24 protein-coding genes are annotated in these 23819 nt (G+C 74.6%); 13 read left to right on the top strand and 11 right to left on the bottom strand.

The features are described from left to right. Positions 1 to 242 precede the first annotated feature (242 nt). The 4 genes from AB0469_RS27690 to AB0469_RS27675 are packed head-to-tail and all read left to right on the top strand — an operon-like array spanning position 243 to position 4522. Complete coding sequence (locus AB0469_RS27690; protein WP_366454158.1) at positions 243 to 1133, top strand: NTP transferase domain-containing protein; 891 nt, start codon at positions 243 to 245, stop codon at positions 1131 to 1133. Continuing rightward, positions 1130 to 2434 carry a molybdopterin molybdotransferase MoeA gene (locus AB0469_RS27685; protein WP_366454157.1) on the top strand — a complete coding sequence of 435 codons (1305 nt, stop codon included), beginning with the start codon at positions 1130 to 1132 and terminating at the stop codon, positions 2432 to 2434. Before AB0469_RS27690 ends, AB0469_RS27685 begins: the two co-directional genes overlap by 4 nt. Continuing rightward, positions 2422 to 3522, top strand: a complete 1101-nt coding sequence (locus AB0469_RS27680) for a potassium channel family protein (protein WP_366454156.1) — start codon at positions 2422 to 2424, stop codon at positions 3520 to 3522. Before AB0469_RS27685 ends, AB0469_RS27680 begins: the two co-directional genes overlap by 13 nt. Before the next feature lie 22 nt (positions 3523 to 3544). Beyond that, positions 3545 to 4522, top strand: coding sequence for an NAD(P)H-quinone oxidoreductase (locus AB0469_RS27675; RefSeq protein WP_366454155.1), 978 nt, complete (start codon positions 3545 to 3547; stop codon positions 4520 to 4522). A gap of 79 nt (positions 4523 to 4601) precedes the next feature. Here AB0469_RS27675 and AB0469_RS27670 read toward each other — a convergent pair whose 3' ends face one another. Further along, a complete protein-coding gene (locus tag AB0469_RS27670) occupies positions 4602 to 5162 on the bottom strand; it encodes a TetR family transcriptional regulator (RefSeq protein WP_366454154.1) in 561 nt (186 codons plus the stop codon). Between the two features lie 83 nt (positions 5163 to 5245). On the opposite strand from AB0469_RS27670, the gene AB0469_RS27665 reads away from it, so the two are divergent. Next, on the top strand, positions 5246 to 6364 hold the full coding sequence (locus AB0469_RS27665) for an FAD-dependent monooxygenase (RefSeq protein WP_366454153.1): 1119 nt from the start codon (positions 5246 to 5248) through the stop codon (positions 6362 to 6364). 24 nt (positions 6365 to 6388) lie between these two features. Here AB0469_RS27665 and AB0469_RS27660 read toward each other — a convergent pair whose 3' ends face one another. The 3 genes from AB0469_RS27660 to pdhA are packed head-to-tail and all read right to left on the bottom strand — an operon-like array spanning position 6389 to position 9899. Beyond that, positions 6389 to 7759 (bottom strand): dihydrolipoamide acetyltransferase family protein, encoded by a 1371-nt coding sequence (locus AB0469_RS27660; protein ID WP_366454152.1) that lies wholly within the window; start codon positions 7757 to 7759, stop codon positions 6389 to 6391. Next, positions 7759 to 8766 carry an alpha-ketoacid dehydrogenase subunit beta gene (locus tag AB0469_RS27655; protein ID WP_366454151.1) on the bottom strand — a complete coding sequence of 336 codons (1008 nt, stop codon included), beginning with the start codon at positions 8764 to 8766 and terminating at the stop codon, positions 7759 to 7761. The genes AB0469_RS27660 and AB0469_RS27655 overlap by 1 nt, the downstream gene beginning before the upstream one ends. Then, positions 8763 to 9899, bottom strand: a complete 1137-nt coding sequence (gene pdhA / locus AB0469_RS27650; protein WP_366454150.1) for a pyruvate dehydrogenase (acetyl-transferring) E1 component subunit alpha — start codon at positions 9897 to 9899, stop codon at positions 8763 to 8765. Before pdhA ends, AB0469_RS27655 begins: the two co-directional genes overlap by 4 nt. Before the next feature lie 179 nt (positions 9900 to 10078). Here pdhA and AB0469_RS27645 point away from each other — a divergent pair, with 179 nt between their 5' ends. Continuing rightward, on the top strand, positions 10079 to 10675 hold the full coding sequence (locus tag AB0469_RS27645) for an Lrp/AsnC family transcriptional regulator (RefSeq protein WP_366454149.1): 597 nt from the start codon (positions 10079 to 10081) through the stop codon (positions 10673 to 10675). A gap of 87 nt (positions 10676 to 10762) precedes the next feature. Here the strand turns inward: AB0469_RS27645 and AB0469_RS27640 are convergent, their stop codons facing one another. After that, a complete protein-coding gene (locus AB0469_RS27640) occupies positions 10763 to 11350 on the bottom strand; it encodes a TetR/AcrR family transcriptional regulator (protein WP_366454148.1) in 588 nt (195 codons plus the stop codon). Continuing rightward, positions 11347 to 12888: a 3-hydroxyacyl-CoA dehydrogenase gene (locus AB0469_RS27635; protein ID WP_366454147.1), complete on the bottom strand. Its 1542-nt coding sequence runs from the start codon at positions 12886 to 12888 to the stop codon at positions 11347 to 11349. The genes AB0469_RS27640 and AB0469_RS27635 overlap by 4 nt, the downstream gene beginning before the upstream one ends. Before the next feature lie 168 nt (positions 12889 to 13056). On the opposite strand from AB0469_RS27635, the gene paaN reads away from it, so the two are divergent. Continuing rightward, on the top strand, positions 13057 to 14739 hold the full coding sequence (paaN, locus tag AB0469_RS27630) for a phenylacetic acid degradation protein PaaN (RefSeq protein ID WP_366454146.1): 1683 nt from the start codon (positions 13057 to 13059) through the stop codon (positions 14737 to 14739). Positions 14740 to 14742: 3 nt separating this feature from the next. Here paaN and AB0469_RS27625 read toward each other — a convergent pair whose 3' ends face one another. Genes AB0469_RS27625 through AB0469_RS27615 form a run of 3 tightly spaced genes read right to left on the bottom strand, consistent with a single transcriptional unit; the run spans position 14743 to position 17425 of the window. Further along, the gene (locus tag AB0469_RS27625) at positions 14743 to 15477 is read right to left on the bottom strand and encodes a TrmH family RNA methyltransferase (RefSeq protein ID WP_366454145.1); all 735 of its coding nucleotides are present in this window, start codon (positions 15475 to 15477) and stop codon (positions 14743 to 14745) included. A 50-nt stretch (positions 15478 to 15527) separates the two neighbouring features. Beyond that, positions 15528 to 16772: an HTTM domain-containing protein gene (locus tag AB0469_RS27620; RefSeq protein WP_366454143.1), complete on the bottom strand. Its 1245-nt coding sequence runs from the start codon at positions 16770 to 16772 to the stop codon at positions 15528 to 15530. Next, positions 16757 to 17425 (bottom strand): DUF5819 family protein, encoded by a 669-nt coding sequence (locus AB0469_RS27615; protein ID WP_366454142.1) that lies wholly within the window; start codon positions 17423 to 17425, stop codon positions 16757 to 16759. Before AB0469_RS27615 ends, AB0469_RS27620 begins: the two co-directional genes overlap by 16 nt. Positions 17426 to 17560: 135 nt before the next feature. On the opposite strand from AB0469_RS27615, the gene paaA reads away from it, so the two are divergent. The 6 genes from paaA to AB0469_RS27585 all read left to right on the top strand — a co-directional run bounded on the left by paaA (position 17561) and on the right by AB0469_RS27585 (position 22436). Next, positions 17561 to 18565, top strand: coding sequence for a 1,2-phenylacetyl-CoA epoxidase subunit PaaA (paaA, locus tag AB0469_RS27610; protein ID WP_366454141.1), 1005 nt, complete (start codon positions 17561 to 17563; stop codon positions 18563 to 18565). Next, positions 18562 to 18846, top strand: coding sequence for a 1,2-phenylacetyl-CoA epoxidase subunit PaaB (paaB, locus tag AB0469_RS27605; protein ID WP_366454140.1), 285 nt, complete (start codon positions 18562 to 18564; stop codon positions 18844 to 18846). The genes paaA and paaB overlap by 4 nt, the downstream gene beginning before the upstream one ends. Beyond that, the gene (gene paaC, locus AB0469_RS27600) at positions 18843 to 19577 is read left to right on the top strand and encodes a 1,2-phenylacetyl-CoA epoxidase subunit PaaC (RefSeq protein ID WP_366454139.1); all 735 of its coding nucleotides are present in this window, start codon (positions 18843 to 18845) and stop codon (positions 19575 to 19577) included. Before paaB ends, paaC begins: the two co-directional genes overlap by 4 nt. Further along, a complete protein-coding gene (gene paaD, locus AB0469_RS27595) occupies positions 19571 to 20077 on the top strand; it encodes a 1,2-phenylacetyl-CoA epoxidase subunit PaaD (RefSeq protein WP_366454138.1) in 507 nt (168 codons plus the stop codon). The genes paaC and paaD overlap by 7 nt, the downstream gene beginning before the upstream one ends. Further along, positions 20078 to 21181 (top strand): 2Fe-2S iron-sulfur cluster-binding protein, encoded by a 1104-nt coding sequence (locus tag AB0469_RS27590; protein ID WP_366454137.1) that lies wholly within the window; start codon positions 20078 to 20080, stop codon positions 21179 to 21181. 112 nt (positions 21182 to 21293) lie between these two features. After that, positions 21294 to 22436, top strand: coding sequence for an acyl-CoA dehydrogenase family protein (locus AB0469_RS27585; protein ID WP_366454136.1), 1143 nt, complete (start codon positions 21294 to 21296; stop codon positions 22434 to 22436). A 138-nt stretch (positions 22437 to 22574) separates the two neighbouring features. On the opposite strand, the gene AB0469_RS27580 is transcribed toward AB0469_RS27585, so the two are convergent. Both AB0469_RS27580 and AB0469_RS27575 read right to left on the bottom strand, forming a co-directional pair. Then, the gene (locus AB0469_RS27580; RefSeq protein WP_366454135.1) at positions 22575 to 22919 is read right to left on the bottom strand and encodes a rhodanese-like domain-containing protein; all 345 of its coding nucleotides are present in this window, start codon (positions 22917 to 22919) and stop codon (positions 22575 to 22577) included. 62 nt (positions 22920 to 22981) lie between these two features. Next, positions 22982 to 23812 (bottom strand): hypothetical protein, encoded by an 831-nt coding sequence (locus tag AB0469_RS27575; RefSeq protein WP_366454134.1) that lies wholly within the window; start codon positions 23810 to 23812, stop codon positions 22982 to 22984. Positions 23813 to 23819: the final 7 nt, after the last annotated feature.

Below are 23819 nucleotides of genomic sequence, written 5' to 3'. Positions count from 1 at the left end.
GCGGGGCTGGAACGCGTACGGCGCATTGCCGGCCCCGCCGGCGTTCGAGGCGCGGGGGCCGGGGCGGATCCCCAGGGAACCGGGGTACGGGGCCCGCCCCGGGAGACGGAGAGGGGGCGGGGCGGGGCGGGGAGGCTGCTCCGCGCAGCGGCAGCCGCACCCGCGCCCGGCGCCGCCCGCGGCGTAAGCGGGGGGTAAGTGGGGTGCGACGGAACCCACATGCCCCGCGCATACTCAAGGGCATGAGCTACGACGCCATCGTCCTCGCCGGCGGCGCCGCCCGGCGCCTCGGCGGGGCCGACAAGCCCACCCTCCCGGTGGGCGGCCGCACCCTCCTCGACCGCGTCCTGGCGGCCTGCCAGGACGCCGCCGCCACCGTCGTCGTCGGCGGCCGCAGGCCCACCGCCCGCCCCGTCGACTGGACCCTGGAGGCCCCGCCCGGCGGCGGCCCGGTGGCCGCGCTCCAGGCCGGGCTGCTGCGGACGACCGCCGGGCTGGTCCTCGTGCTCTCCGCCGACCTGCCCTTCCTCGACCGGGACACCGTCCGCGCCCTCCTCTCCTCGGCCGCCGCCGGCACCGGGGACGGGGCCCTGCTCAAGGACCCCGAGGGCCGCGACCAGCCCCTCGTGGCCGCCTACCGCACCGAGGCCCTGCGCCGCGAGATCGCCCTGCTCGCGACCGAACACGGCAGCCTCCACGGCCTCCCCCTGCGCGCGCTCACCGCCGAGCTGGACCTGGCCAGGGTCACCGCCGCTGCGCCACTCGCCTCCTTCGACTGCGACACCTGGGAGGACCTGGCGACGGCCCGTGCCCGGATCAGGGAGCATGGGAACGTGCTGGAGCAATGGATCAACGCCGCCAAGAACGAGCTCGGCATCGACGTCGACGTCGACACCAAGACCCTGCTCGACCTCGCCCGTGACGCCGCACACGGTGTCGCCCGGCCCGCGGCCCCGCTGACGACCTTCCTGGTCGGCTACGCCGCCGCACGCGCCGAGGCGGCCGGCGCCGACCCCGCCGAGGCCGTCGCCGAGGCCTCCCGGAAGGCAGCCGGCCTGGCCCTGCGCTGGGCGGCGGAAGCCGAATCCCTCGACGCCCGGCCCACCGACCCCGAGGGGAACGGCTCTCCATGACCCGTACCGACGCCGACGGCGCCCTGGACGAGGCGCTCGCCCTGGTCAGCCGTACCCCCGCCGCCGAAGGCGGGACCGGTGGGCACCGCGCCGCCGCCTGGCAGCGCGCCCGGGAGGCCGCCGCCCTGGCGGGCACGACCGTCCGGGCCCGCAGCCACCGGGTGGCCCTCGCGGACGCGCTCGGCGAGGTGCTGACCGCCTCCCTGGACGCCCTCGGCGACCTGCCTTCCTTCGACACCTCCGCCATGGACGGGTGGGCCGTCGCCGGGCCCGGCCCCTGGGCGATCCGCCCCGGTGACGGGATCCTGGCCGGGGGGACCGCAGCCGCGTCCCCCGCCCCCCTCGCCGACGGCGAGGCCGTCCGGATCGCCACCGGCGCCCGGATCCCCGCCGACACCACCGCCGTGATCCGCAGCGAGCACGCCCGCGAGTCCGGCACCCAGCTGCACGCCACGCGCCCCGTCGGCACCGGCCAGGACATCCGCCCCCGCGGCCAGGAGTGCCGATCCGGCGACCCGCTGCTCCCGGCGGGCTCCCTGGTCACCCCCGCCGTCCTGGGCCTGGCCGCGGCCGCCGGGTACGACGAGCTCGTCACCCGGCCCCGGCCGCGCGTGGAGATCCTCGTCCTCGGGGACGAGCTGCTCATGGAGGGCCTCCCGCACGACGGGCTGATCCGCGACGCGCTCAGCCCCATGCTGGGCCCCTGGATCACCCGCATCGGGGCCGAGGTGCTCTCCACCCGCCGGCTCGGGGACGACCCGGCCGGGGCCGAGGCCCTCTTCGAGGCGATCACCGGCTCCACCGCCGACCTGGTCGTCACGACCGGCGGCACCGCCTCCGGCCCCGTCGACCACGTCCACCCCGTGCTGGAGCGGGCCGGTGCCGAGCTGCTCGTGGACGGGGTCGCCGTACGGCCCGGACACCCGATGCTGCTGGCCCGCCTCGGCGACCGGGCGGACGGCCGCCACGTGGTCGGCCTGCCCGGCAACCCCCTCGCGGCCGTGTCCGGCCTGCTGACCCTCGCCGAGCCGCTGCTGCGCGCCCTCGCCGGCCGCCGCCAGCGGCCCCGCTACGCCGTACCGGTCCAGGGCGACGTGCCGGGGCACCCGTACGACACCCGGCTGGTGCCGGTCCTGCTGACCGACGAGCACGCGGTACCGCTGCGCTACAACGGCCCGGCGATGCTGCGCGGGGTGGCCGCCGCCGACGCACTGGCCGTCGTACCGCCGCACGGCGCGCGGAACGGGCAGGAACTGGAGGTCCTCGACCTGCCGTGGGCCGCCGGGGGATGTTTCACGTGAAACTCCACGGTCAGGACGCGATGGCGCGCGGCGCGGACGAGAGGCTCGTCTCCCGGCGCATCAAACTGCCCAAGCGGGTGGTGGAAAGGCCGTTGCGCCAGGTCGCCAAACGGCTGCTGATGGCGCTGTTCGTGCTCTGCCTCACGGTCCTGATCGTCTGGCTCGACCGGGACGGCTACCACGACAACGCCAACGACGAGGTCGACCTCCTCGACTGCGTCTACTACGCGACGGTCACCCTGTCGACGACCGGATACGGCGACATCGTCCCGTACAGCGACAGCGCGCGGCTGGTCAACATCCTGCTGATCACCCCGCTGCGCGTGCTGTTCCTGATCATCCTGGTCGGCACCACCCTGGAGGTCCTGACCGAACGCACCAGGGAAGAATGGCGGTTGAACCGCTGGAGGAAGAACTTGCGCGAGCACACGGTCGTCGTCGGCTTCGGCACCAAGGGCCGCTCGGCGCTCCAGACACTGCTGGCGACCGGGCTCCCGAAGGAGCAGGTCGTCATCGTCGACCCCAGCGCCAAGGTCGTCGACATGGCCAACGCGGAGGGGTTCACGGGGGTCGTCGGCGATGCCACCCGCTCGGACGTCCTGCTGCGCGCCGAACTCCAGAAGGCCCGTCAGATCATCATCGCCACCCAGCGGGACGACACCGCGGTCCTCGTCACGCTGACGGCCCGGCAGCTCAACCGGGGCGCGCGGATCGTGACGGCGGTCCGCGAGGAGGAGAACGCACCGCTGCTGAAGCAGTCGGGCGCCGACGCCGTCATCACGAGCGCGAGCGCCGCCGGGCGGCTGCTCGGGCTGTCCGTGCTGAGCCCGAGGGCGGGCGCGGTGATGGAGGACCTGATCCACCAGGGCAGCGGCCTGGACCTGATCGAACGGCCCGTCAACCGGTCCGAGGTCGGCCTGGGGGTACGGGAGACCGGGGACCTGGTGGTCAGCGTGGTGCGCGGGCACCGGCTGCTCGCCTACGACGATCCGCAGGCGAGCCCGCTCCGGCTGACCGACCGGGTGATCACCATCGTGCGGGCGACCCCGCCGACGACCCCTCAGGTCACTCTCGGCCCGGCGGAGTAGCGGGCGCGGTAGATTCCGGGCCATGCATGCGATCACCATCGAGCAGCCGGGCGGCCCCGAGGCCCTCGTCTGGGCCGACGTACCCGATCCGGTGGCGGGCGAGGGCGAGGTGCTCGTCGAGGTCGCGGCGAGCGCCGTGAACCGCGCCGACGTCCTGCAGCGGCAGGGCTTCTACGATCCGCCGCCGGGAGCCTCGCCCTATCCGGGCCTGGAGTGCTCCGGACGCATCGCCGCCGTGGGGCCGGGGGTGTCCGGCTGGGCGGTGGGCGACGAGGTGTGCGCGCTGCTGTCGGGCGGCGGGTACGCGCAGAAGGTCGCCGTGCCGGCGGGCCAGCTGCTGCCGGTCCCGCAGGGCGTGGACCTGGTGGCGGCGGCCGCGCTGCCGGAGGTGGTCGCGACGGTGTGGTCCAACGTGTTCATGGTCGCGGGGCTGCGGCCGGGCGAGACCCTGCTCGTGCACGGCGGTTCGAGCGGCATCGGCACCATGGCGATCCAGCTGGGCAAGGCCGTGGGCGCGCGGGTGGCGGTGACGGCGGGCGGCAAGGCGAAGCTGGAGCGCTGCGCCGAGCTGGGCGCGGACGTCCTGATCGACTACCGCGAGCAGGACTTCGTGGAGGAGCTGCGGACCGCGACGGGCGGCGCCGGGGCGGACGTGATCCTGGACATCATGGGCGCGAAGTACCTGGGCCGGAACCTGGAGGCCCTGGCCATGAACGGCCGGCTGGCCGTGATCGGCTTCCAGGGCGGGGTGACGGCGGAACTCGACCTGCGCAAGCTCCTGGCGAAGCGGGGGGCCATCACGGCGACCTCGCTGCGCGCCCGCCCGCTGGAGGAGAAGGCGGCCATCATCGCGGCGGTGCGGGAGCACGTGTGGCCCCTGATCGGCGCGGGCCGCGTCCGGCCGGTGGTCCACGCCACGTACCCGATCACGGAGGCGGCACAGGCCCACCGGGTCCTGGAGTCGAGCGCACACGTGGGCAAGATCCTCCTGACCGTCTGAGGGCCTCCCGGGGCCCCGGGAGCCTCCCGAGTCCCCGGGCCGGAGGTCCGGCACGGTCAGCGCCGGAGGTCCGGCACGGTCAGCGGAGGGCGGCGGCGACCAGCCCCTCCAGCGCCTCCCTGGGGACCGCGGCCGCGCCGGTCGGCAGGTGCTCGAGCACCAGCCCGTCCACGCAGGCCAGGAGGCTGAGGGTGCGCGCCTCCTGGTCGGGGACGCCGTGCGCGGCCAGGAAGGCGCGCACGACGTCCCGCCCGGCGTTCTCGCGGGGGACGAGGATCTCGCGCAGCTCCGGGTCCCGGACGCTCTCCAGCACACAGGCGTACCGGGCGAGCGAGCGCAGGCGCCCCTCTCCCGTGAGCCGGGCCGTGGTGAGCGCGGCCAGGCCGTCGGTGAGCTCGGCGGGGGTGCGCGGCAGGGGGGTGCGCTCGCCGGCGGCCTGGAGCTCGGCCTGGTCCCGTTCCACGAGGCGGCGCACGAGCGCGGTCAGCAGGGCGGCGCGGGTACGCAGGTAGGCCGAGGTGGTGCCCGGGGGCAGCCCCGCGGCCCGGTCCACCGCGCGGTGGGTCAGCCCGCGCATGCCGTGCTCGGCCAGCACCTCGATGGCGGCATCGGCCAGCAGGACCCTTCGCTCTTCACTCACCCCCTCTTTCTACACCTGTAGAAGCCACGGGGTACGCTCCGCCCCAGGTCTTCTACAGGTGTAGAAACGGGAGGGGTGGAACCATGGCGATGCGACGGGCCCTGGTCATCGGCGGCGGCATCGGCGGACTCGCAGCGGCCATCGGGCTGCACCGCACGGGGTGGGAGGTACGGGTACTGGAGCGCGCCCCCGTGCTCGACGACGCGGGCGCAGGGATCTCCCTCGCCGCGAACGGGGTCCGCGCACTGGACGCGCTGGGCGTGGGAGCGGCGGTACGGGCGGCCGCGCACCCCCAGTACACGGGCGGGACCCGCACCCCCGACGGCCGCTGGCTGTCCCGCATGGACGGCGCGGCCCTCGAACGGGCCCTGGGCACACCGGTGGTCGGCATCCCGCGCGCGGCACTCCACCGCCTGCTGCGGGAGGCCCTCCCCGCCCCCTGCCTCCGGCAGGGCACCGGGACCCTGGGGGACGCGGACGCCGACCTGGTCGTGGCCGCGGACGGGCTGCGCAGCGGGATCCGCGCGGAGCTGTTCCCGGACCACCCCGGGCCGGTCTACAGCGGCTCGACGGTGCTGCGCGCCATCACCGCCGAACCGGTGTGCACGGACCACGACTTCGCCCTGACCTGGGGGCCGGGGGCGGAGTTCGGGCACATCGGCTTCGCGGACGGCCGGGCCGAATGGCACGCCGTGCTGAGGGCCCCGGCGGGGGTCCGGCACGCGGACCCGCTGTCGGTGCTGGAGCGCCGCTTCGCGCACTGGCACCGGCAGGTCGGGGAGCTGCTGGCGGCGACCCGGCCCGGGGACGTCCTGCACCACGACGTCCACGAGCTGGCGACCCCGCTGCCGGCGTACGCCGTCGGGCGGGTCGCCCTGCTGGGGGACGCGGCGCACGCCATGACCCCGAACCTGGGCCAGGGGGCGTGCCAGGCACTGGAGGACGCGGTGGTCCTGGCGGCCGAGCTGGCCGGCGGGGGGCCGGTGGGGGCCGCCCTGGCCCGCTACGACGCGGTGCGCAGGCCGCGGGCCGGGGCCGTGGCCCGGGCGGCGCGCCGGGCGGGCCGCATGGGCCACGCCCTGACGCATCCGCTGGCGGTCGCGGCCCGCAACACGGCCCTGCGCCTCGCCCCGTCCGGGGCCACCGTCCGAGCCGTCCTGCGCCCGGCCGCCTGGACCCCGCCGCCCCTGCCCCCGGCCTGACGGGGGCCGCCGGACGGCGCCCGGCTACAGGCCTCGCAGCAGGACCGCCGGGTTCTCCACGCAGTCCGCGACGTAGCGGAGGAAGCCCCCCGCCGCGCCCCCGTCGCAGACCCGGTGGTCGAACGTCAGCGACAGCTGGACGACCTGACGGACGGCCAGCTCACCGCGGTGCACCCACGGCTTCGGGACGATCCGCCCGACGCCCAGCATGGCCGCCTCCGGGTGGTTGATGATCGGCGTGGAGCCGTCCACCCCGAAGACCCCGTAGTTGTTCAGGGTGAACGTCCCGCCCGTCAGGTCGGACGGGGCCAGCTTCCCGGCCCGGGCCAGCTCCGTCAGCCGGGCGAACTCCGCCGACAGGGACTCGGGGCTGCGCGTGTGGGCGTCGCGGACGACCGGGACCATCAGCCCGCGCTCGGTCTGGGCGGCGAAGCCCAGGTGCACCGCGGGGAGCCGGACGATCTCGTTCGCCGCGAGGTCCACCGTGGAGTTGAGCTCCGGGTACCGCGCGAGCGCGGCCGTGCAGATCCGGGCCAGCAGCGCGAGCACCGAGATCTTCGGGCCGTCCACCGCGTTCATCGCGGCCCGCGCCGCCATCAGCTCGGTGGCGTCCGCGTCGACCCAGCAGGTGGCCTCGGGGATCTCGCGCCGGCTGCGCGAGAGCTTCTCCGCCACGGCGCCGCGCAGGCCCTTGAGCGGGATGCGCTCGCCGTGCGCGGCCACCGCCGCGGGAGCGGCCACGGGCTTGGGTGCGGCCACGGGCTCGGGTGCGGCCACGGGCTCGGGGTTGCGCAGCGCGGCTTCCACGTCGGCCCGCAGGATCAGGCCGTCCGGCCCGGATCCGCGCAGCGCCCGCAGGTCGACGCCGTTGTCCCGGGCCAGCTTGCGCACCAGCGGCGAGATGACGGGCACCGGCCCGGCGGGCGCCGCCGGAGCCACGGGAGCCGCCGGGACCGGGACGGGGGCCGGCACCGCGACGGGGACCGCGACGGGCGCCGACACCGCGCTGGTGACGGGTCGCACCCGCCGCCGACGCGCAGGGCGCGAGTGGTCCGAGCCGTACCCGATCAGCGGCCGGGGCGCGGGGGCGGCGCCCTCGGCATCCGCCTCGGCGGCCGGGGCCTGCGCGGCCCCGGCGGGCGCCGATTCCGCACCCACCGCCACGGTGATCAGCGGGGCGCCGACCGGCAGCTCCTCGCCCTCCTCGCCGAACCGTGCGGTGACCACACCGCCGTACGGGCAGGGCACCTCCACCATCGCCTTGGCCGTCTCGACCTCGACGACCGGCTGGTCGATGGCGACGACGTCGCCCACCGCCACCAGCCACCGCACGATCTCGGCCTCGGTCAGCCCCTCGCCGAGGTCGGGCAGCTTGAATTCCATGACCTGCGGCATCAGTTCTCCCACTGCAGGCGGGCCACCGCGTCCAGGATCCGCTCCACACCGGGCAGGTGGTGCTTCTCCAGCATCGGCGGCGGGTACGGGATGTCGAAGCCCGTCACGCGCAGCACCGGCGCCTCCAGGTGGTGGAAGCAGCGCTCGGTCACCCGGGCCGCGATCTCCGCACCCGGGCCGCCGAAGCCGCCGGCCTCGTGGACCACGACCGCGCGCCCGGTGCGGCGCACGGAGGCGACGACCGTCTCCTCGTCGAAGGGGACGAGGGAGCGCAGGTCCACGACCTCCAGGTCCCAGCCCTCCTCGCGGGCCGCCTCGGCCGCCTCCAGGCAGACCGGCAGCGAGGGCCCGTAGGTGATCAGGGTGGCGCTCGTACCGGCCCGGCGGACCAGGGCCTCGCCGATGCCCGGGACGGCCGCGGGGGCCTCCGGCGACCACGGCGACTTGGACCAGTAGAGCCGCTTCGGCTCCAGGAAGACCACGGGGTCGTCACTGGCGATGGAGGCGCGCAGCAGCCCGTACGCGTCCTCGACGGTCGCCGGGGTGACGACCGTCAGGCCCGGCGTGGCCGTGTAGTAGGCCTCGGAGGAGTCGCAGTGGTGCTCGACGCCGCCGATGCCGCCGCCGTACGGCACGCGGATGGTGATCGGCAGCGGCATGGCGCCCCGCGTGCGGTTGCGCATCTTCGCCACGTGCGAGATGAGCTGCTCGAACGCCGGGTAGGCGAACGCGTCGAACTGCATCTCCACGACCGGCCGCAGCCCGTACATGGCCATGCCGACCGCGGTGCCGAGGATCCCGGCCTCCGCGAGCGGGGTGTCCGTGACCCGGTCCTCGCCGAACTCCTTCGCGAGCCCGTCGGTGATCCGGAAGACCCCGCCGAGCGTCCCGACGTCCTCGCCCATCACGTGGACGGTCGGGTCCTCGGCCATCGCGTCCCGCATGGCCCGGGTCAGCGCCTGCGCCATCGTCGCGGGCTTGACCCCCTGCTGAGCCACCGTGGTCATGCGTCACCTTCCGCTTCCAGTTCGGCGCGCAGCATGGCCGCCTGCTCGCGCAGCCGGCCGGTCTGCTCGGCGTAGACGTGCGCGAAGAGGTCCATCGGGTCCAGCACGGGTTCGGCGTTCATCCGCTCGCGGAGGTCCGCCGCCATCGCCTCGGCCGCGTCGCGCGCCTCCCGGACGCCGGACTCGTCCAGCCAGCCGCGCGCCGTGAGCTCGCGCTCCAGCAGCTCCACCGGGTCGTGCGCCTTCCAGGCCTCGACCTCGGAGTCGGACCGGTAGCGGGTCGCGTCGTCGGCGTTCGTGTGGGCCTCCATCCGGTAGGTGACGGCCTCGATCAGGGTCGGGCCGCCGCCCGAGCGCGCCCGCTTCACGGCCTCGGTGAGGACCTCGTGCAGCGCGGCGGCGTCGTTCCCGTCGACCAGCCGGCCGGGCATCCCGTACCCCACGGCCTTGTGGGCCAGGGTCGGGGCGGCCGTCTGCTTGGCGAGCGGGACGGAGATGGCGAAGCCGTTGTTCTGGACCAGGAAGACCACCGGTGCCTGCCAGACGGCCGCGAAGTTCAGCGCCTCGTGGAAGTCGCCCTCGCTGGTGCCGCCGTCGCCGACCATGGCGAGCGCGACGACCTCGTCCCCGCGCAGCCGCGCGGCGTGCGCCACGCCGACCGCGTGCGGGAGCTGGGTGGCGAGCGGGGTGCACAGCGGGGCTATGCGCAGCTCGCGCGGGTCGTACCCGGTGTGCCAGTCGCCGCGCAGCAGCGTGAGCGCCTGGACGGGGTCCAGTCCGCGCGCCACGGCCGCGAGGGTGTCGCGGTAGCTCGGGAAGAGCCAGTCCTGCTCCTCCAGGACCAGCGCGGCCGCGATCTCGGCGGCCTCCTGCCCGACGGTGGAGGGGTACACGGCGAGACGGCCCTGCCGGGTCAGCGCGGTGGCCTGGGCGTTGTAGCGGCGGCCCCGCACCAGCTCGGCGTAGTAGCGGCGCATCAGCGCGGGGTCGAGGTGCTCGGCCGCCGCGGTGCCCAGGACCCGGTAGGGCTCCGGGTCCGGAAGCAGCGGAGCGGCCTCCGTGCGGGGCCTCCAGGCGGGCGGCGGGGTGACTCGGTGGGACGCACCGGCACCGGGCAGCTCTTGGACCGTCATGGCGGCGTACACCTCCTCGTGGGAAGCGGGCGGGGCGGGCCCCCGGTTGTGGGGTGCCTCACCTACCGATTGTTCGGTCGTCGGCGCAATTTGGCTACAGGCGCCTTCAGGCTGTGGACAAACTGGCGACGGGGCCCTGGGATGGGTGCAGGACGTCCAGGAGAGGCAGGCAGTGGGCAATGCCGGATGAACAAATGGCCGGAACGGGCTCCGTACCGGCTTCACCGGGGGGTGCCCCGGCCACCCCGGCGGCACCCCCGGTCCCCGTCCCGCCGGTGGCACCGGCGCCGCCCGTGCCGCCCCGCCCCCTCGACCCGATCGACCGGTCGATCATGCGCCTGCTCCAGGCGGACGGACGGGCGTCGATACGGTCGGTGGCCGAGCAGGTGCACGTCTCGCGCGCGAACGCGTACGCCCGGATCAACCGGCTGATCGACGACGGGGTGATCCGCGGTTTCACGGCCCGGGTGAACCACGAACGGGCAGGTCAGGGGGCATCCGCCTATATCACCCTGAAGATCGTCCAGAACTCGTGGCGGACGGTGCGCGAGAAGCTGCGCGAGCTTCCGGGGGCCGCCCACATCGCCCTCGTGAGCGGGGACTTCGACGTCCTGCTGCTGGTCCACACGGCGGACAACCGCACGCTGCGGGAGCTGGTGCTGACCCGTCTGCAGTCCATCCCGGAGGTGCTGTCCACCCGCACGCTGCTGGTCTTCGAGGAGACGGACCTGCTGGACCCGGGCCCGGCCGCCGGCCCGGCGCTCGCGGAGGACTGAAAACGGTCGCGGAGGACTGAAAACGGTCGCGGAGGACCGTAAAGGGGGAGGGGGCCGGAATCCCTGCCCCCTCCCCCGCCGCTCCCGCTAGGACTTCGCGCGCAGGCCGTCCAGGGCCATGCTGACCACGGCGTCCGCGAGCTGGTCGGGGGTCGTGCCCGGGTGCGGGCGGTACCACTCGACGAGCGAGTTGACCATGCCGAAGAGCAGGCGGGTGGCCAGCCGGATGTCCACGTCCGCCCGCAGGTCCCCGTCGGCGGCCGCGGCCTTGAGCAGCTCGGCGACCTGGTGGTCGAACTCGCGCCGGCGCTCCAGGGCCCAGCGCTCGGTGCGGGTGTTGCCGCGCACCCGCAGCAGCAGGGTGACGTAGGGGAGCTCCGCGACCAGGACCTCGACCGTGCGGCGGGTGACGTACTCGACGCGCGCGACCGCGCGGCCGCGCAGGGCGCCCGGCTCCTCCAGGACGGCGAAGAGCTCGTCCAGCGCCCGGCTGACGGCCCGGTGCAGCAGTTCCTCCTTGCCCGCCACGTGGTGGTAGATCGAGGACTTGGAGATCCCGGCGGCCTTGGAGAGGTGCTCCATGGAGGTGCCGTCGTAGCCGCGCTCGTTGAAGACCTGCACCGCCACCGACAGCAGCGTCTCGGGGGTGTAGGTGTCCCGCCTGGCCGTGGTCATCCGGTGCCCTCCTCCGCCGCCCCTGCGGCGGCCTCCTCCGCTTCGCCGTCGTCCGCGTAGCCCAGTTTGAAGAGGGCCAGCGAAGGGGCGTAGCGGCCGCCGGGACAGCGCTCGTCGAGGTGGTGCAGGAGGTCGTACGCCCAGTCCCGGCCGACCCGCTCGTGCCATTCGGAGGGGCCCAGCGGGTAGTTGACGCCGAGCCGCATCGCGGTGTCGATGTCCTCGGCGGAGGCCACCCCGCGCGCCACGGCGTCGGCGGTGAGGTCGATCAGCATGGCCACGGTCCGGGCGACGATCATGCCGGGGACGTCCCCGATGACGGAGACCTCCTTGCCGAGCCGCTGGAAGAGGCCGATGGCCTCGGCGAGGGTGCGCTCGCTGGTGTCCCCGCTGACCGACAGGGCGATCCGGGTGGCCTCGCGGTAGTCCAGCGCGAGGTCGAAGTAGACGACGTCGGTGAACTCGACCGCGGTCTTGCCGTCGGCCAGCACCAGCTGGCCCTCGCCGGGCAGCTGGATGTACGGGCCGCCGTGCGCGGTGGAGGTCACCGCGATGCCGGCCTCCTCGATGAGCCCCGCCAGAGCGGCGGCCGGTCCGAGGTCGCCGACGACGGACACCTTCTCCGGCGCCTCCTGCGGCCCGGCGGTGCGCGGGGCGGGCGGCTGGGCGCCCTCGCCGTACGGATACCAACCGTGCCCGGACTTGCGGCCGAGGCGGCCCGACTGGACCAGCCGGCGCTGCGCGAGCGAGGGGGTGAACTTGGGGCTGCGGAAGAAGGACTCCCACACCGAGCGGGTGACGGCCTCGTTGACGTCCTGGCCGATCAGGTCGGTCAGGGCGAACGGGCCCATCTTGAAGCCGCCGCTCTCGCGCAGGACGGCGTCGATGGTCGCGGGGTCGGCGCCCTGCTCCTCGTACACGGCGAAGGCTTCCGCGTAGAAGGGGCGGGCGATCCGGTTGACGATGAAGCCAGGGGTGTCGGCGCAGCGGACCGGGGTCTTCCCCCAGCCCAGGACCGTGCGGTACGCGCGTTCGGCGGCGGCCGGGTCCGTGGCGGAGCCGCTCACCACCTCGACGAGGGGGAGCAGCGGGGCCGGGTTGAAGAAGTGCAGGCCGAGGAAGCGGCCGGGGTGCGCGAGGCCGGCGGCGAGTTCGGTGACGGAGAGGGAGGAGGTGTTGGTGGCCAGCAGGGCGTCCGGCGAAACCACCTCTTCGAGTGCCGCGAAGAGGGCGTGCTTGACGGTGACGTCCTCGACGACGGCCTCGACGACGAGGGCGGCGCCGGCGAGGTCGGCCAGGCCCTCGGCCGCCCGGATCCGGCCGGCGGCCTCCTCGGCCTCGGCGCGGTCGAGGCGGCCCTTGGCGGCCATGCGCTCGACGCGGTCGCGCACGAGGGCGGCCCCGGTGGCGGCGAGGGCGCGGTCGATGTCGTGGATCAGCACGCGGTGGCCTGCGAGGAGGGCCACCTGGGCGATGCCCTGTCCCATGGTGCCGGCGCCGACGACCGCCACAGTGCGGGACCGCTCGATTGCTGTCATGTCCTGATCCTCCCGCACCGGGTTGTCCACAGGTCCTGCCGGGCCCTCTTGTCCCGACCGATCGTTCGGTTACTCTAACTCCAGTCTGCTCTTCTTCACCCGCCCCTGCCTGATCTCACGCTGAGAACCAGCCTGATCCTGCCCGGCTCAACGAGGAGTTGGTCCCTGATGGCCGCCGAGCTCACCCTCTCCCAGCTCACCGAGAAGCACCGGCCCACCCTGGACCAGGCGCTGGCTGCCATCCGCAGCCGCGCCTACTGGTCCCCGCACCCCGAGCACCCCAAGGCCTACGGGGAGACCGCCCCGGCCGACGGGCTCGCCGCCTTCGAGGCCGTCCGCGGCACCCGCTTCGACCTCGACCAGCCCGGCACGGACGGCTGGACCGGCGGCGAGGTCTCCCCGTACGGCCCGGAGCTGGGCGTGGAGTACCCGCACGCCGACGTGGACGTCCTGCTGCCCGCCATGAAGGCCGGCATGGGCGCCTGGCGCGACGCCGGGCCCGCGGCCCGCGCCGCGGTCTGCGTCGAGATCCTCTCCCGCATCTCCGCCCGCACCCACGAGTTCGCGCACGCGGTGATGCACACCAGCGGCCAGGCGTTCATGATGGCGTTCCAGGCGGGCGGCCCCCACGCGCAGGACCGCGGCCTGGAGGCCGTCGCCTACGCGTACGAGGAGCAGACCCGGGTCCCCGGGCAGGCGGACTGGTCCAAGCCGCAGGGCAAGCGCGACCCGCTGGAGCTCGGCAAGACCTTCACGGCGGTGCCGCGCGGCATCGCGCTCATGATCGGCTGCAACACGTTCCCCACCTGGAACGGCTACCCCGGCCTGTTCGCCTCCCTCGCCACCGGCAACGCCGTCCTGGTCAAGCCGCACCCGCGCGCCGTCCTCCCGCTGGCGCTGACCGTCAAGGTGGCCCGCGAGGTGCTCGCCGAGGCCGGCTTCGACCCGAACCTGGTGGCGCTGGCCGTCGAGCGGCCGGGCGAGGGCATCGCCAAGACCCTCGCGGTCCGCCCCGAGATCAAGCTGATCGACTACACGGGCTCGACGGAGTTCGGCGACTGGCTGGAGGCCAACGCCCGCCAGGCGCAGGTCTACACGGAGAAGGCCGGCGTCAACACGGTCGTCGTCGACTCGACCTCCGACTACAAGGGCATGCTGTCCAACCTGGCCTTCTCGCTGTCCCTCTACAGCGGCCAGATGTGCACCACCCCGCAGAACCTGCTGATCCCGCGCGAGGGCATCGAGACGGACGCCGGCCACAAGTCGTACGACGAGGTCGTCGCCGACCTCGCCGCCTCGGTCGGCGGCCTGCTGGGCGACGACGCCCGGGCCAACGCGCTGCTGGGCGCACTGGTCAACCCGGACGTCAAGGCGCGCCTGGAGGCCGCTGCGGGCCTGGGCGAGGTCGCGCTGGCCTCCCGCGAGGTGGCCAACCCCGAGTTCCCGGACGCGGTCGTGCGCACCCCGGTGATCGTGAAGCTGGACGCCGGCAAGCCGGACCCGGAAGCGGCGTACCTCTCGGAGTGCTTCGGCCCGGTCTCCTTCGCGGTGGCGGTGGACTCCACCGCCGACGCCCTGGAGCTGCTGCGCCGCACGGTGCGGGAGAAGGGCGCGATGACGGTGGGCGCCTACACCACCTCGGCGGACACCGAGCGCGCGATCGAGGAGGTCTGCCTGGAGGAGTCGGCGCAGCTGTCGCTGAACCTGACGGGCGGGGTCTACGTGAACCAGACCGCGGCCTTCTCCGACTTCCACGGCTCGGGCGGCAACCCGGCGGCGAACGCCGCGCTGTGCGACGGGGCGTTCGTCTCCAACCGCTTCCGCGTGGTGGAGGTCCGCCGCCAGGCGTAGCCCTCAGGGCCGGGGCCCGCCCCAGTGGAAGAGGGTCATCGCCACGCTGGTGGCCAGGTTGTAGCTGGAGACCTGGGGCCGCATCGGCAGGGAGACCAGGTGGTCCGCCCGGGCGCGCAGCTCGGGCGAGATCCCGTGGCGCTCGGAGCCGAAGGCCAGCAGGGCGTCGTCCGGGAGGGCGAGGGCGCGGATGTCCTCGCCCTCCGGGTCCAGCGCGTACACGGGCCCGGGCGGCAGCTCCTCCAGCTCCAGCCGGTCCACGGTGGTCGCGTAGTGCAGCCCGGCCCCGGCACGGACCACGTTGGGGTGCCAGGGGTCGAGGTCGCCCCGGGTCACCACACCGGTGGCGCCGAAGCCCGCGGCGAGGCGGACGACGGCGCCGACGTTGCCGAGGTTGCGGGGGTTGTCGAGCAGGACGATCGGTGCGGGCCGGGGCGTGCGCGCCAGGGCGTCCCGCCCGGCGTCCCGGTCGGGCCGGACGGCGAGGGCCGCGACCCCGGTGGGGTGCACGCGGGGCAGCAGCTCCTTGAGCGGCCCCCGGCGCAGCAGCCGCGCCACCGCCTCCTCCACGTCGGGCGCGAGCCCGGCGGCGAGGGCCCGTACGCCCTCGGGGTCCTCGGCCACGACGAGCAGCACCTCGGCCCCGAACCGCAGGGCGTGCTTCAGCGCATGGAACCCGTCCAGCAACACGACGTCGTCCCGCCCGGCCGTCCCGGCCCACTCCCGCACCACACTCATACCCCGACCCTACGGCCCGCCCGGGCGGTGTCCGGCCCCGCGGGCTGGTCCTATCCGGCCTCGCCGGCGTTCGAGGCGCCGGGGGTACCCCCAGGGGCAGCCGGGGGGAGGTCCGGGGGCGGAGCCCCCAGGGCGGGGATCCGGGGCGCAGCCCAGGGGAACGGAGAAAGGGCGGGGCGGGGCGGGGCTCCGCGCAGCGGAACCCGCGCCCGCAGCGCGGCGACCCGTGCCCCCACCCACACCAGCAGCCCCGTCGGCAGGAACACCGCATCGGCGGCGATCATCGCCAGGGAGAAGAACGGCAGCCCCAGCAGCAGGGCGATCCCCGCGTGCTCCAGCATCATCACCGCGAGCAGCACGTTCTTGACCCGCCGGTTGAACAGCGTGAACGGGAACGCGACCTGTACCACCACGGTCCCGTAGGTCAGCAGCATCACCGCCACCCCGCTCCCGGCCAGCATCGCCGAGAGCCCCGGCCACGGGGTGAAGTAGTCCAGCCGCAGCGGGTAGTACAGCGCGGTCCCGTCCTGCCAGCGCGAGCCCTGGATCTTGTACCAGCCCGCCGTCGCGTAGATCAGGCACACCTCCGCCATGATCACGAGCATTCCGGCGTTGTGCAGCAGGTTCGCGAGCACGTCCAGGGCGGCCCGCCGCTCGCCCTGCGGCTCGTACCGCTCGGCCAGCCACCACAGCGCGGCCCCCGCCCACAGCGCCGCGAACACGGCCGTCCAGCCGTCGCTCAGCTTCCCGGCCGACGCCGCCCAGGCGAGGACGGCGCCCAGCACGCCCCACAGCGCCGGCCCGGCCGGCCCCGCCGCGGCGGTGCCGCGCAGCCGGGCCCGCCGCGCGTCCAGCGACCAGACCTGCGCGCAGCGCGTGAGCACCAGGTAGACGGCCATCAGGTGGATGACGTTGTCGCCGCCGTCGCCCATGAACACGCTGCGGTTCTGCAGCGACAGCACCCCGACCATGAACAGCACGGACGTCGCCCGCGTCCGCCAGCCCAGCGCCAGCAGCGCGCTCGCGGCCGCGGCGAGGCCGTAGACGAGCTCGAACCACCACCCGGACGCGGACCACAGCAGCACCGTGAAGGCGTGGTTCCCGGAGACCAGGCGCCCGGCGAGCTGCCAGCTCCACGGCCCGTCGGGCCCGTACAGCTCCTGCCGGTGCGGGAACTCGCGCAGCAGGAAGAACAGCCAGGTCCCGGCGAAGCCGATGCGGACGACGGCGCTCTGGTACGGGCCGAGGGCCCGGCCGCTGACCTGGGCGAGCGCCCGCCTCAGACGGTCCACCACGGCAGCTCCCGGTAGTACGTCTGGGTGTCCGTCTTCTCCCCGCTCCAGGCCGGCGCGGCCACGGAGCGGGTCGCCGAGCGCAGCTGGACCCGTACGATCCGGTCGCCGCCGGGGAGTCCCGCCCCCAGCCGGGCGCCGGCGATCCGCTTCAGATAGGCCTCGGACAGCTCGCCGCGCTCGGCATTGGTCGCCTTGTCGTCGTCGTCGTGGGAGCCGGTGAAGAAGTCCCAGGCCCGGCGGAGCTCGTTCTGCCGGGTGTGGCTCGGCAGCAGGCTGTGCCGGATGGCGGCGGCGTCCTCGGCGGACAGGTCCCGCCAGTCCGTGGTGACGAGGGCGCCGGCGGCGGTGCGGACCTGGGCGCGGGCCTCCACGGCGATGTTCTGCTGGAGCGGGTTGGGGGCGAAGAGCTTCCAGTTCTGTTCGAACTCGGGGTAGACCCAGCCGTCGACCAGGCCCGCGTGCCGCTTGCTCAGCGTATTGGAGGGGGCGACGTGCAGGAAGACCAGCCCCAGGTGGAGGCAGGCGGCGACGGCCAGCGCGGCCGTGACCAGCGCCGCGAGGACGCGGTACGGGAGGGACAGCCCGGCGATCCCGGGCGCCCGGGGAGGGTCCGTACCGGGCCCGTCCTCGCGCTCGCGCTCGTTCGCGTCCATCCCGCCCCGATCATCCGGCGTCCACAGGGTTGCCCACAGAGGTTGACACCCTACGGGCCGCCGTCTCACCATTGAAGAGGATGAACCGAACGATCGGTCGGTCGGGCGGACGGCAGACTCGGACAGGGAGCCGTGATGGTCGCAGTGACTCCGGAGACGGGGACGTCGGGCGGGGTGGACGGAGGGTCCGCCGGCCTCGGCGCACAGCTGAGGGCGGACTTCGACGCCGCCGTCGCGGCGGAGGAGCGCGTGGAGCCGCGCGACTGGATGCCCGAGGAGTACCGCGCCTCCCTGGTCCGGCAGATGGCCCAGCACGCCCATTCCGAGATCATCGGCATGCAGCCCGAGGCCAACTGGATCACCCGCGCGCCCTCGCTGCGCCGCAAGGCGATCCTGATGGCCAAGGTCCAGGACGAGGCGGGGCACGGCCTCTACCTCTACAGCGCCGCCGAAACCCTCGGCACCAGCCGCGACGAGCTGCTCGACAAGCTCCACTCCGGCAGGCAGAAGTACTCATCGATCTTCAACTACCCGACCCTGACCTGGGCGGACGTCGGCGCCATCGGCTGGCTCGTGGACGGCGCGGCGATCACCAACCAGGTGCCGATCTGCCGCTGCTCCTACGGCCCCTACGCCCGCGCGATGGTCCGGATCTGCAAGGAGGAGTCCTTCCACCAGCGCCAGGGCTACGAGCTGCTCCTCGCCCTCTCCCAGGGCACCGAGGCCCAGCACGCCATGGCCCAGGACGCCGTGAACCGCTGGTGGTGGCCCTCCCTGATGATGTTCGGCCCGCCGGACGACGAGTCGGTCCACAGCGCCCAGGCGATGGCCTGGCGGATCAAGCGGCACTCCAACGACGAGCTGCGCCAGCGCTTCGTCGACATCGCCGTCCCGCAGGCCGAGTCCCTGGGCCTGACCCTGCCCGACCCGGACATCCGGTGGAACGAGGAGCGCGGGCACCACGACTTCGGCGCCATCGACTGGGCCGAGTTCTGGGACGTGCTCAAGGGCAACGGCCCCTGCAACGAGCAGCGCATCGACCAGCGGCGCAGGGCCCACGAGGAAGGCGCCTGGGTCCGCGAAGCGGCCACGGCGTACGCGCAGAAGCACACCGGCACCGGACGAGAGGTACAGGCATGACGCAGAACTGGCCCCTGTGGGAGGTGTTCGTGCGCTCGCGCCGCGGCCTCTCGCACACGCACGCGGGCAGCCTGCACGCCCCCGACGCCGAGATGGCCCTGCGCAACGCACGCGACCTGTACACGCGGCGGAGCGAGGGCGTCTCCATCTGGGTCGTGCCCTCCGTGGAGATCACGGCCTCCTCCCCGGACGAGCGGGACCCGTTCTTCGCCCCGTCCGCCGACAAGCCCTACCGGCACCCGACCTTCTACGAGATCCCCGAGGGGGTGCGCCACCTGTGAGCACCGACACCGCCACCCCGCCAGCGGCCACGGCCGCCGTCCTCGCCCTCGCGGACGACGCGCTGATCCTCTCCCACCGCCTCGGCGAATGGGCCGGCCACGCCCCCGTCCTGGAGGAGGAGGTCGCGCTCGCGAACATCGCGCTCGACCTGCTCGGCCAGGCCCGCGTCCTGCTCTCCATGGCGGGCGACGAGGACGAACTGGCCTTCCTGCGCGAGGAGCGCGCCTTCCGCAACCTCCAGCTGGTCGAACAGCCCAACGGGGACTTCGCCCACACCATCGCGCGCCAGCTGTACTTCTCCCTGTACCAGCACGAGCTGTACGCGGAACTGGCCGCCGGCGACGGCCCGTTCGCCCCGCTGGCGGCCAAGGCCGTCAAGGAGACCGCCTACCACCGCGACCACGCCGAGCAGTGGACGCTGCGGCTCGGCGACGGCACCGAGGAGAGCAGCCGGCGCATGCGCACGGCCCTGGACGGGCTGTGGAAGTACACCGGGGAGATGTTCCGCCCCGTCGAGGGCCTCGACGTGGACCCCGCCGCCCTGGAGGCCCGCTGGCTGGCCGCGCTGGGCGGCGTCCTGGAGCAGGCCGGACTCGACCTGCCCGAGGGACCGCGCACGGGCGCCTGGACCGCCGGAGCCGGCCGCCAGGGCCTGCACACCGAGTCCTTCGGGCGGCTGCTCGCGGAGATGCAGCACCTGCACCGCAGCCACCCGGGAGCGTCGTGGTGACCGCCGCGGCCGGGACGAGCCGCCTGGAGGCGGAGCTGGCCGAGCTGGCCGGCACCGTCCCGGACCCGGAGCTGCCCGTCCTGACCCTCGCCGAGCTGGGCGTCCTGCGCGGCGTGCGGATGCATGCCGAGGGGTACGCCGAGGTGCTCCTGACCCCCACCTACACCGGCTGCCCGGCCATCGAGGCCATGTCCGCCGACATCGAGCGCGTCCTCACCGACCACGGCATACCCCGGGTGCGGGTCACCACGGTGCTCGCCCCCGCCTGGTCCACCGACGACATCAGCGCCGAAGGCCGCCGCAAGCTCGCCGAGTTCGGCATCGCCCCGCCGCGCCCGCACTCCGCCGGCGGACCGGTCCCGCTCACCCTGTCGGTGCGCTGCCCCAACTGCGGCTCGACCGACACCGAGCTGCTCAGCCGGTTCTCCTCCACCGCCTGCAAGGCGCTGCGCCGGTGCGTCGCCTGCCGCGAACCGTTCGACCACTTCAAGGAGCTGTAGATGGCCGCACCCCGCCACGGCGCGTTCCACCCCCTGACGGTGGCGGCGGTCGACCGGCTCACGGACGACTCGGTGGCGCTGACCCTGTCGGTGCCCGAGGAGCTGCGCGCCGAGTACCGGCACGCCCCCGGCCAGCACCTGACGCTCCGCCGCAGGCCCGCCGGGGGCGCAGAGGTCCGCCGGACCTATTCGATCTGCTCCCCCGCCCCGGCCGCCGACGGCCCGGGCCCGGCCGAGCTGCGCGTGGGGGTGCGCCTGGTGGAGGGCGGCGAGTTCTCCACCTTCGCCCACAAGGAGATCGGCGCCGGCGACGTGCTGGACGTGATGGTCCCGGCCGGGCGGTTCACCCTGGACCCGGCGGCCGCCCCGGCCTCGGCGCACTACGCGGCGATCGTCGGCGGCAGCGGCATCACCCCGGTCCTGTCGATCGCCGCCACCCTGCTCGCGGCCCGCCCCGACGCCCGGTTCTGCCTGGTGCGCAGCGACCGCTCGGCGGCCTCCACGATGTTCCTGGAGGAGGTGGCCGACCTCAAGGACCGCTACCCGGACCGCTTCCAGCTGGTCACCGTCCTCTCCCGCGAGGAGCAGGAGGCCGGGCTGCCGTCCGGACGGCTCGACGAGGCCCGCCTCACGTCCCTGCTGCCCGCGCTGCTGCCGGTCGGGGAGGTCTCGGGCTGGTTCCTGTGCGGCCCGTACGGGCTGGTGACGGGTGCGCAGGGGGCCCTGGCCGCGCTGGGCGTCGTACGGACCCGGGTGCACGAGGAGATCTTCCACGTCGAGGAGACCGCCCCGCAGGACCCCGTGCGGTCCTCGGCACCGGCCGCGGCCCACGGGCGGGTCACCGCCCGGCTCGACGGCCGCTCGGGCACCTGGCCGGTGCAGGCCGGGGAGTCCCTGCTGGACGCCGTGCTGCGGGCCCGCGCGGACGCCCCGTACGCCTGCAAGGGCGGGGTCTGCGGAACCTGCCGGGCGTTCGTGGTCTCGGGCGAGGTGCGCATGGACCGCAACTTCGCGCTGGAGGAGGAGGAGACGGAGGCCGGGTTCGTGCTGGCCTGCCAGTCCCACCCCGTGACGGAGGAAGTGGAGATCGACTTCGACCGCTGAGCCGCCCCGGCGGGCTGTGCTTCTGCCGCCTCCTGCTCTATCTTGACGCCCCGTCAGGTCCAGTGGCCGAGCCCGCTGGACCACAGCACCGGTGCGCGCGGGAGGACAGGCAGTGGACTTCACCTTCACCGAGGAACAGCGGGCGGCCGTCGAGGCGGCGAAGGCGGTGTTCGCCGACGTACCGCCCGACGGCGTCCCCAGCCCCGCGCTCACGCCGGGGGCCGTCGCCGAGGAGTTCGACCGGCCCCTGTGGGCCACGCTCGCCCGCTCCGACCTGCTGGGCCTCGTACTCGCCGAGGAGCACGGCGGGTCGGGCCTGGACACCGTCGCGCTCTGCCTGGTGCTGCGCGAGGCGGCCGGGGCGCTGGCCCGAGTGCCGCTGCTGGAGCACTGCGCCACCGCCATGGCCGTCCAGTCCCACGGCGGCCCCGAACTGGCCGCAGCCCTGCTGCCCGGCGCCGCGCGGGGCACGCTCGTCCTCACCGCCGCCGCGCAGGGCCGCACCGGCCACGACCCCGCCGAACTGGCCGTCACCGCACGCCGCGAGGACGGCTCCTGGACCCTCGACGGGGTGCAGACGGCCGTCCCCTGGGCGCACGGCAGCGACTGGATCGCCGTCCCCGCGCACACCGGCGACGGCGGGGCCGTCCTCGCGCTGGTCCCCCGCGCCGCCGAGGGCCTCACCCTCGCCGACCAGTACTCCACCAGCGGGGAGAAGCTCGCCGAACTCACCCTGGACGGGGTCCGGGTCCCCGCCGCCCACGTGATCGACGCCCCCGGCGCCTGGGAGCGGCTGCGCCAGGTCCTGACCACCGGGACCTGCGCCCTCGCGCTCGGCCTCGGCGAACGCGTCCTCGCCATGACCAGCGGCTACACGAGCAAGCGGGAGCAGTTCGGCTTCCCCGTGGCCACCTTCCAGGCCGTCGCGGTCCAGGCCGCCGACCGCTACATCGACCTGCGCGCCATGGAGGTCACCCTCTGGCAGGCGGCCTGGCGGCTCGACGCCGCGACCGGAGCGGCCGGCGGCCCGCTGCCCGCCTCCGGGGACGTGGCCGTCGCCAAGATCTGGGCCTCCGAGGGCGTGCGCCGGGTCGTGCAGACCGCGCAGCACCTGCACGGCGGCTTCGGCGCCGACACGGACTACCCGCTGCACCGCTACCACGCCTGGGCCAAGCAGCTGGAGCTCCAGCTCGGTCCGGCCGCCGCGCACGAGGAGGCCCTGGGCGACCTGCTGGCCGCCCACCCCCTCGGCTGAGGCAGGAGCCGCGCCGGTGCCGGTGCCGGTACGGGCCCGCGCCGGTACCGGCGCCGGTTCGGGCCCGGGCCGGTGCCGGCGCCGGTTCGGGCCCGGGCCGGTGCCGCCTCCGGAGCCGCCGGCCCCGGAGGGCGAAGGCTAGAGGACGAAGGCCGGGTTCCCGTTCTCCGTCACCATCGGGCGCCCGGCACCGTCCCAGGCCTGCATCCCGCCGGACACGTTGACGGCGTCGATGCCCTGGCCCACCAGGTACTGGGTGACCTGGGCGCTGCGCCCGCCCACGCGGCACATCACGTATGCCGTGCGGCCGTCCGCGACCGCCTCCGTCACCTCGCCGAAGCGCGCGACGAAGTCGCTCATCGGGACGTGCAGCGCGCCCTCGACATGACCGGCCGCCCATTCGTCGTCCTCACGGACGTCGAGGACGAGGCCTTCGGCGGGCACCGCGGCGGCCTCCACCGAGGGGAGCGGTCCGAAGTTCATGACAGTCGCCTTCTCTCTTCACGGATCTGGCCTGCCAACCTATCCGACCCCGGAGCCCGGGCTCACGGAGTCGCGAAGGACGCCAGTTCCGCCTCGCGCTCGGAGACCTGGGCCAGCAGCTGCTCGGCGATCTCCTCCAGCAGCCGGTCCGGGTCGTCGGGGGCCATCCGCAGCATCGCGCCGATCGCGCTGTCCTCCAGCTCCTTGGCCACCATCGACAGCAGCTCCTTGCGCTGCGACAGCCACTCCAGCCGGGCGTACAGCTCCTCGCTCTCGCTCGGCGCCGCGGCCGGCGGCACCGGGCCCGCGTCCCACTCCTCGGCCAGCTCGCGCAGCAGCTGCTCCTCGCCGCGCCCGTAGGCGGCGTTGACGCGGGCGATGAACGCGTCGCGCCGCGTCCGCTCCGACTCGTCCTGGGCCAGGTCCGGGTGGGCCCGGCGGACCAGCTCGCGGTAGAGCCGGCGGACCTCCTCCGAGGGGCGCACCCGCTCCGGCGGGCGCACCGGCCGTTCGGTGAGCATCGCGGCCGCGTCGTCGGAGATCCCGTCCGAGCCCAGCCAGTCGTGGAACAGCTCGTCCACCCCGGGCATCGGCATGACCAGCGAGCGGGCGTCACGGGCCCGCCGCAGGTCCTCGGGATCGCCGCTGCGGGCGGCCTTCGCCTCCGCGATCAGCGCGTCGAGCTCGTCGAGCCGCGAGTACATCGGCCCGAGCTTCTGGTGGTGGAGCCGGGAGAAGTTCTCGACCTCCACCCGGAAGGTCTCCACCGCGATCTCGAACTCGATCAGTGCCTGCTCGGCGGCCCGCACGGCACGCTCCAGGCGGGCCTCGGGCCGCTCGTCACCGGAGGCCGTCTGCTCTTCGGGGGCTGTCTGTCCGCTCTGCTCGCTCACCCGGCCA

Origin of the sequence: Streptomyces sp. NPDC093801 (genome assembly GCF_040701585.1) — a bacterium.
Classification (GTDB): domain Bacteria; phylum Actinomycetota; class Actinomycetes; order Streptomycetales; family Streptomycetaceae; genus Streptomyces.
This window is presented reverse-complemented; position numbering and strand designations above follow the sequence as displayed.

Excerpts from the sequence above, each read along its gene's own strand:
- AB0469_RS27690 (WP_366454158.1), top strand. The coding sequence starts at position 243 with ATGAGCTACGACGCCATCGTCCTCGCCGGCGGCGCCGCCCGGCGCCTC.
- AB0469_RS27685 (WP_366454157.1), top strand. The coding sequence starts at position 1,130 with ATGACCCGTACCGACGCCGACGGCGCCCTGGACGAGGCGCTCGCCCTG.
- AB0469_RS27680 (WP_366454156.1), top strand. The coding sequence starts at position 2,422 with ATGTTTCACGTGAAACTCCACGGTCAGGACGCGATGGCGCGCGGCGCG.
- AB0469_RS27675 (WP_366454155.1), top strand. The coding sequence starts at position 3,545 with ATGCATGCGATCACCATCGAGCAGCCGGGCGGCCCCGAGGCCCTCGTC.
- AB0469_RS27665 (WP_366454153.1), top strand. The coding sequence starts at position 5,246 with ATGGCGATGCGACGGGCCCTGGTCATCGGCGGCGGCATCGGCGGACTC.
- AB0469_RS27660 (WP_366454152.1), bottom strand. The coding sequence starts at position 7,759 with ATGCCGCAGGTCATGGAATTCAAGCTGCCCGACCTCGGCGAGGGGCTG.
- AB0469_RS27655 (WP_366454151.1), bottom strand. The coding sequence starts at position 8,766 with ATGACCACGGTGGCTCAGCAGGGGGTCAAGCCCGCGACGATGGCGCAG.
- pdhA (WP_366454150.1), bottom strand. The coding sequence starts at position 9,899 with ATGACGGTCCAAGAGCTGCCCGGTGCCGGTGCGTCCCACCGAGTCACC.
- AB0469_RS27645 (WP_366454149.1), top strand. The coding sequence starts at position 10,079 with ATGCCGGATGAACAAATGGCCGGAACGGGCTCCGTACCGGCTTCACCG.
- AB0469_RS27640 (WP_366454148.1), bottom strand. The coding sequence starts at position 11,350 with ATGACCACGGCCAGGCGGGACACCTACACCCCCGAGACGCTGCTGTCG.
- AB0469_RS27635 (WP_366454147.1), bottom strand. The coding sequence starts at position 12,888 with ATGACAGCAATCGAGCGGTCCCGCACTGTGGCGGTCGTCGGCGCCGGC.
- paaN (WP_366454146.1), top strand. The coding sequence starts at position 13,057 with ATGGCCGCCGAGCTCACCCTCTCCCAGCTCACCGAGAAGCACCGGCCC.
- AB0469_RS27625 (WP_366454145.1), bottom strand. The coding sequence starts at position 15,477 with ATGAGTGTGGTGCGGGAGTGGGCCGGGACGGCCGGGCGGGACGACGTC.
- AB0469_RS27615 (WP_366454142.1), bottom strand. The coding sequence starts at position 17,425 with ATGGACGCGAACGAGCGCGAGCGCGAGGACGGGCCCGGTACGGACCCT.
- paaA (WP_366454141.1), top strand. The coding sequence starts at position 17,561 with ATGGTCGCAGTGACTCCGGAGACGGGGACGTCGGGCGGGGTGGACGGA.
- paaB (WP_366454140.1), top strand. The coding sequence starts at position 18,562 with ATGACGCAGAACTGGCCCCTGTGGGAGGTGTTCGTGCGCTCGCGCCGC.
- AB0469_RS27590 (WP_366454137.1), top strand. The coding sequence starts at position 20,078 with ATGGCCGCACCCCGCCACGGCGCGTTCCACCCCCTGACGGTGGCGGCG.
- AB0469_RS27580 (WP_366454135.1), bottom strand. The coding sequence starts at position 22,919 with ATGAACTTCGGACCGCTCCCCTCGGTGGAGGCCGCCGCGGTGCCCGCC.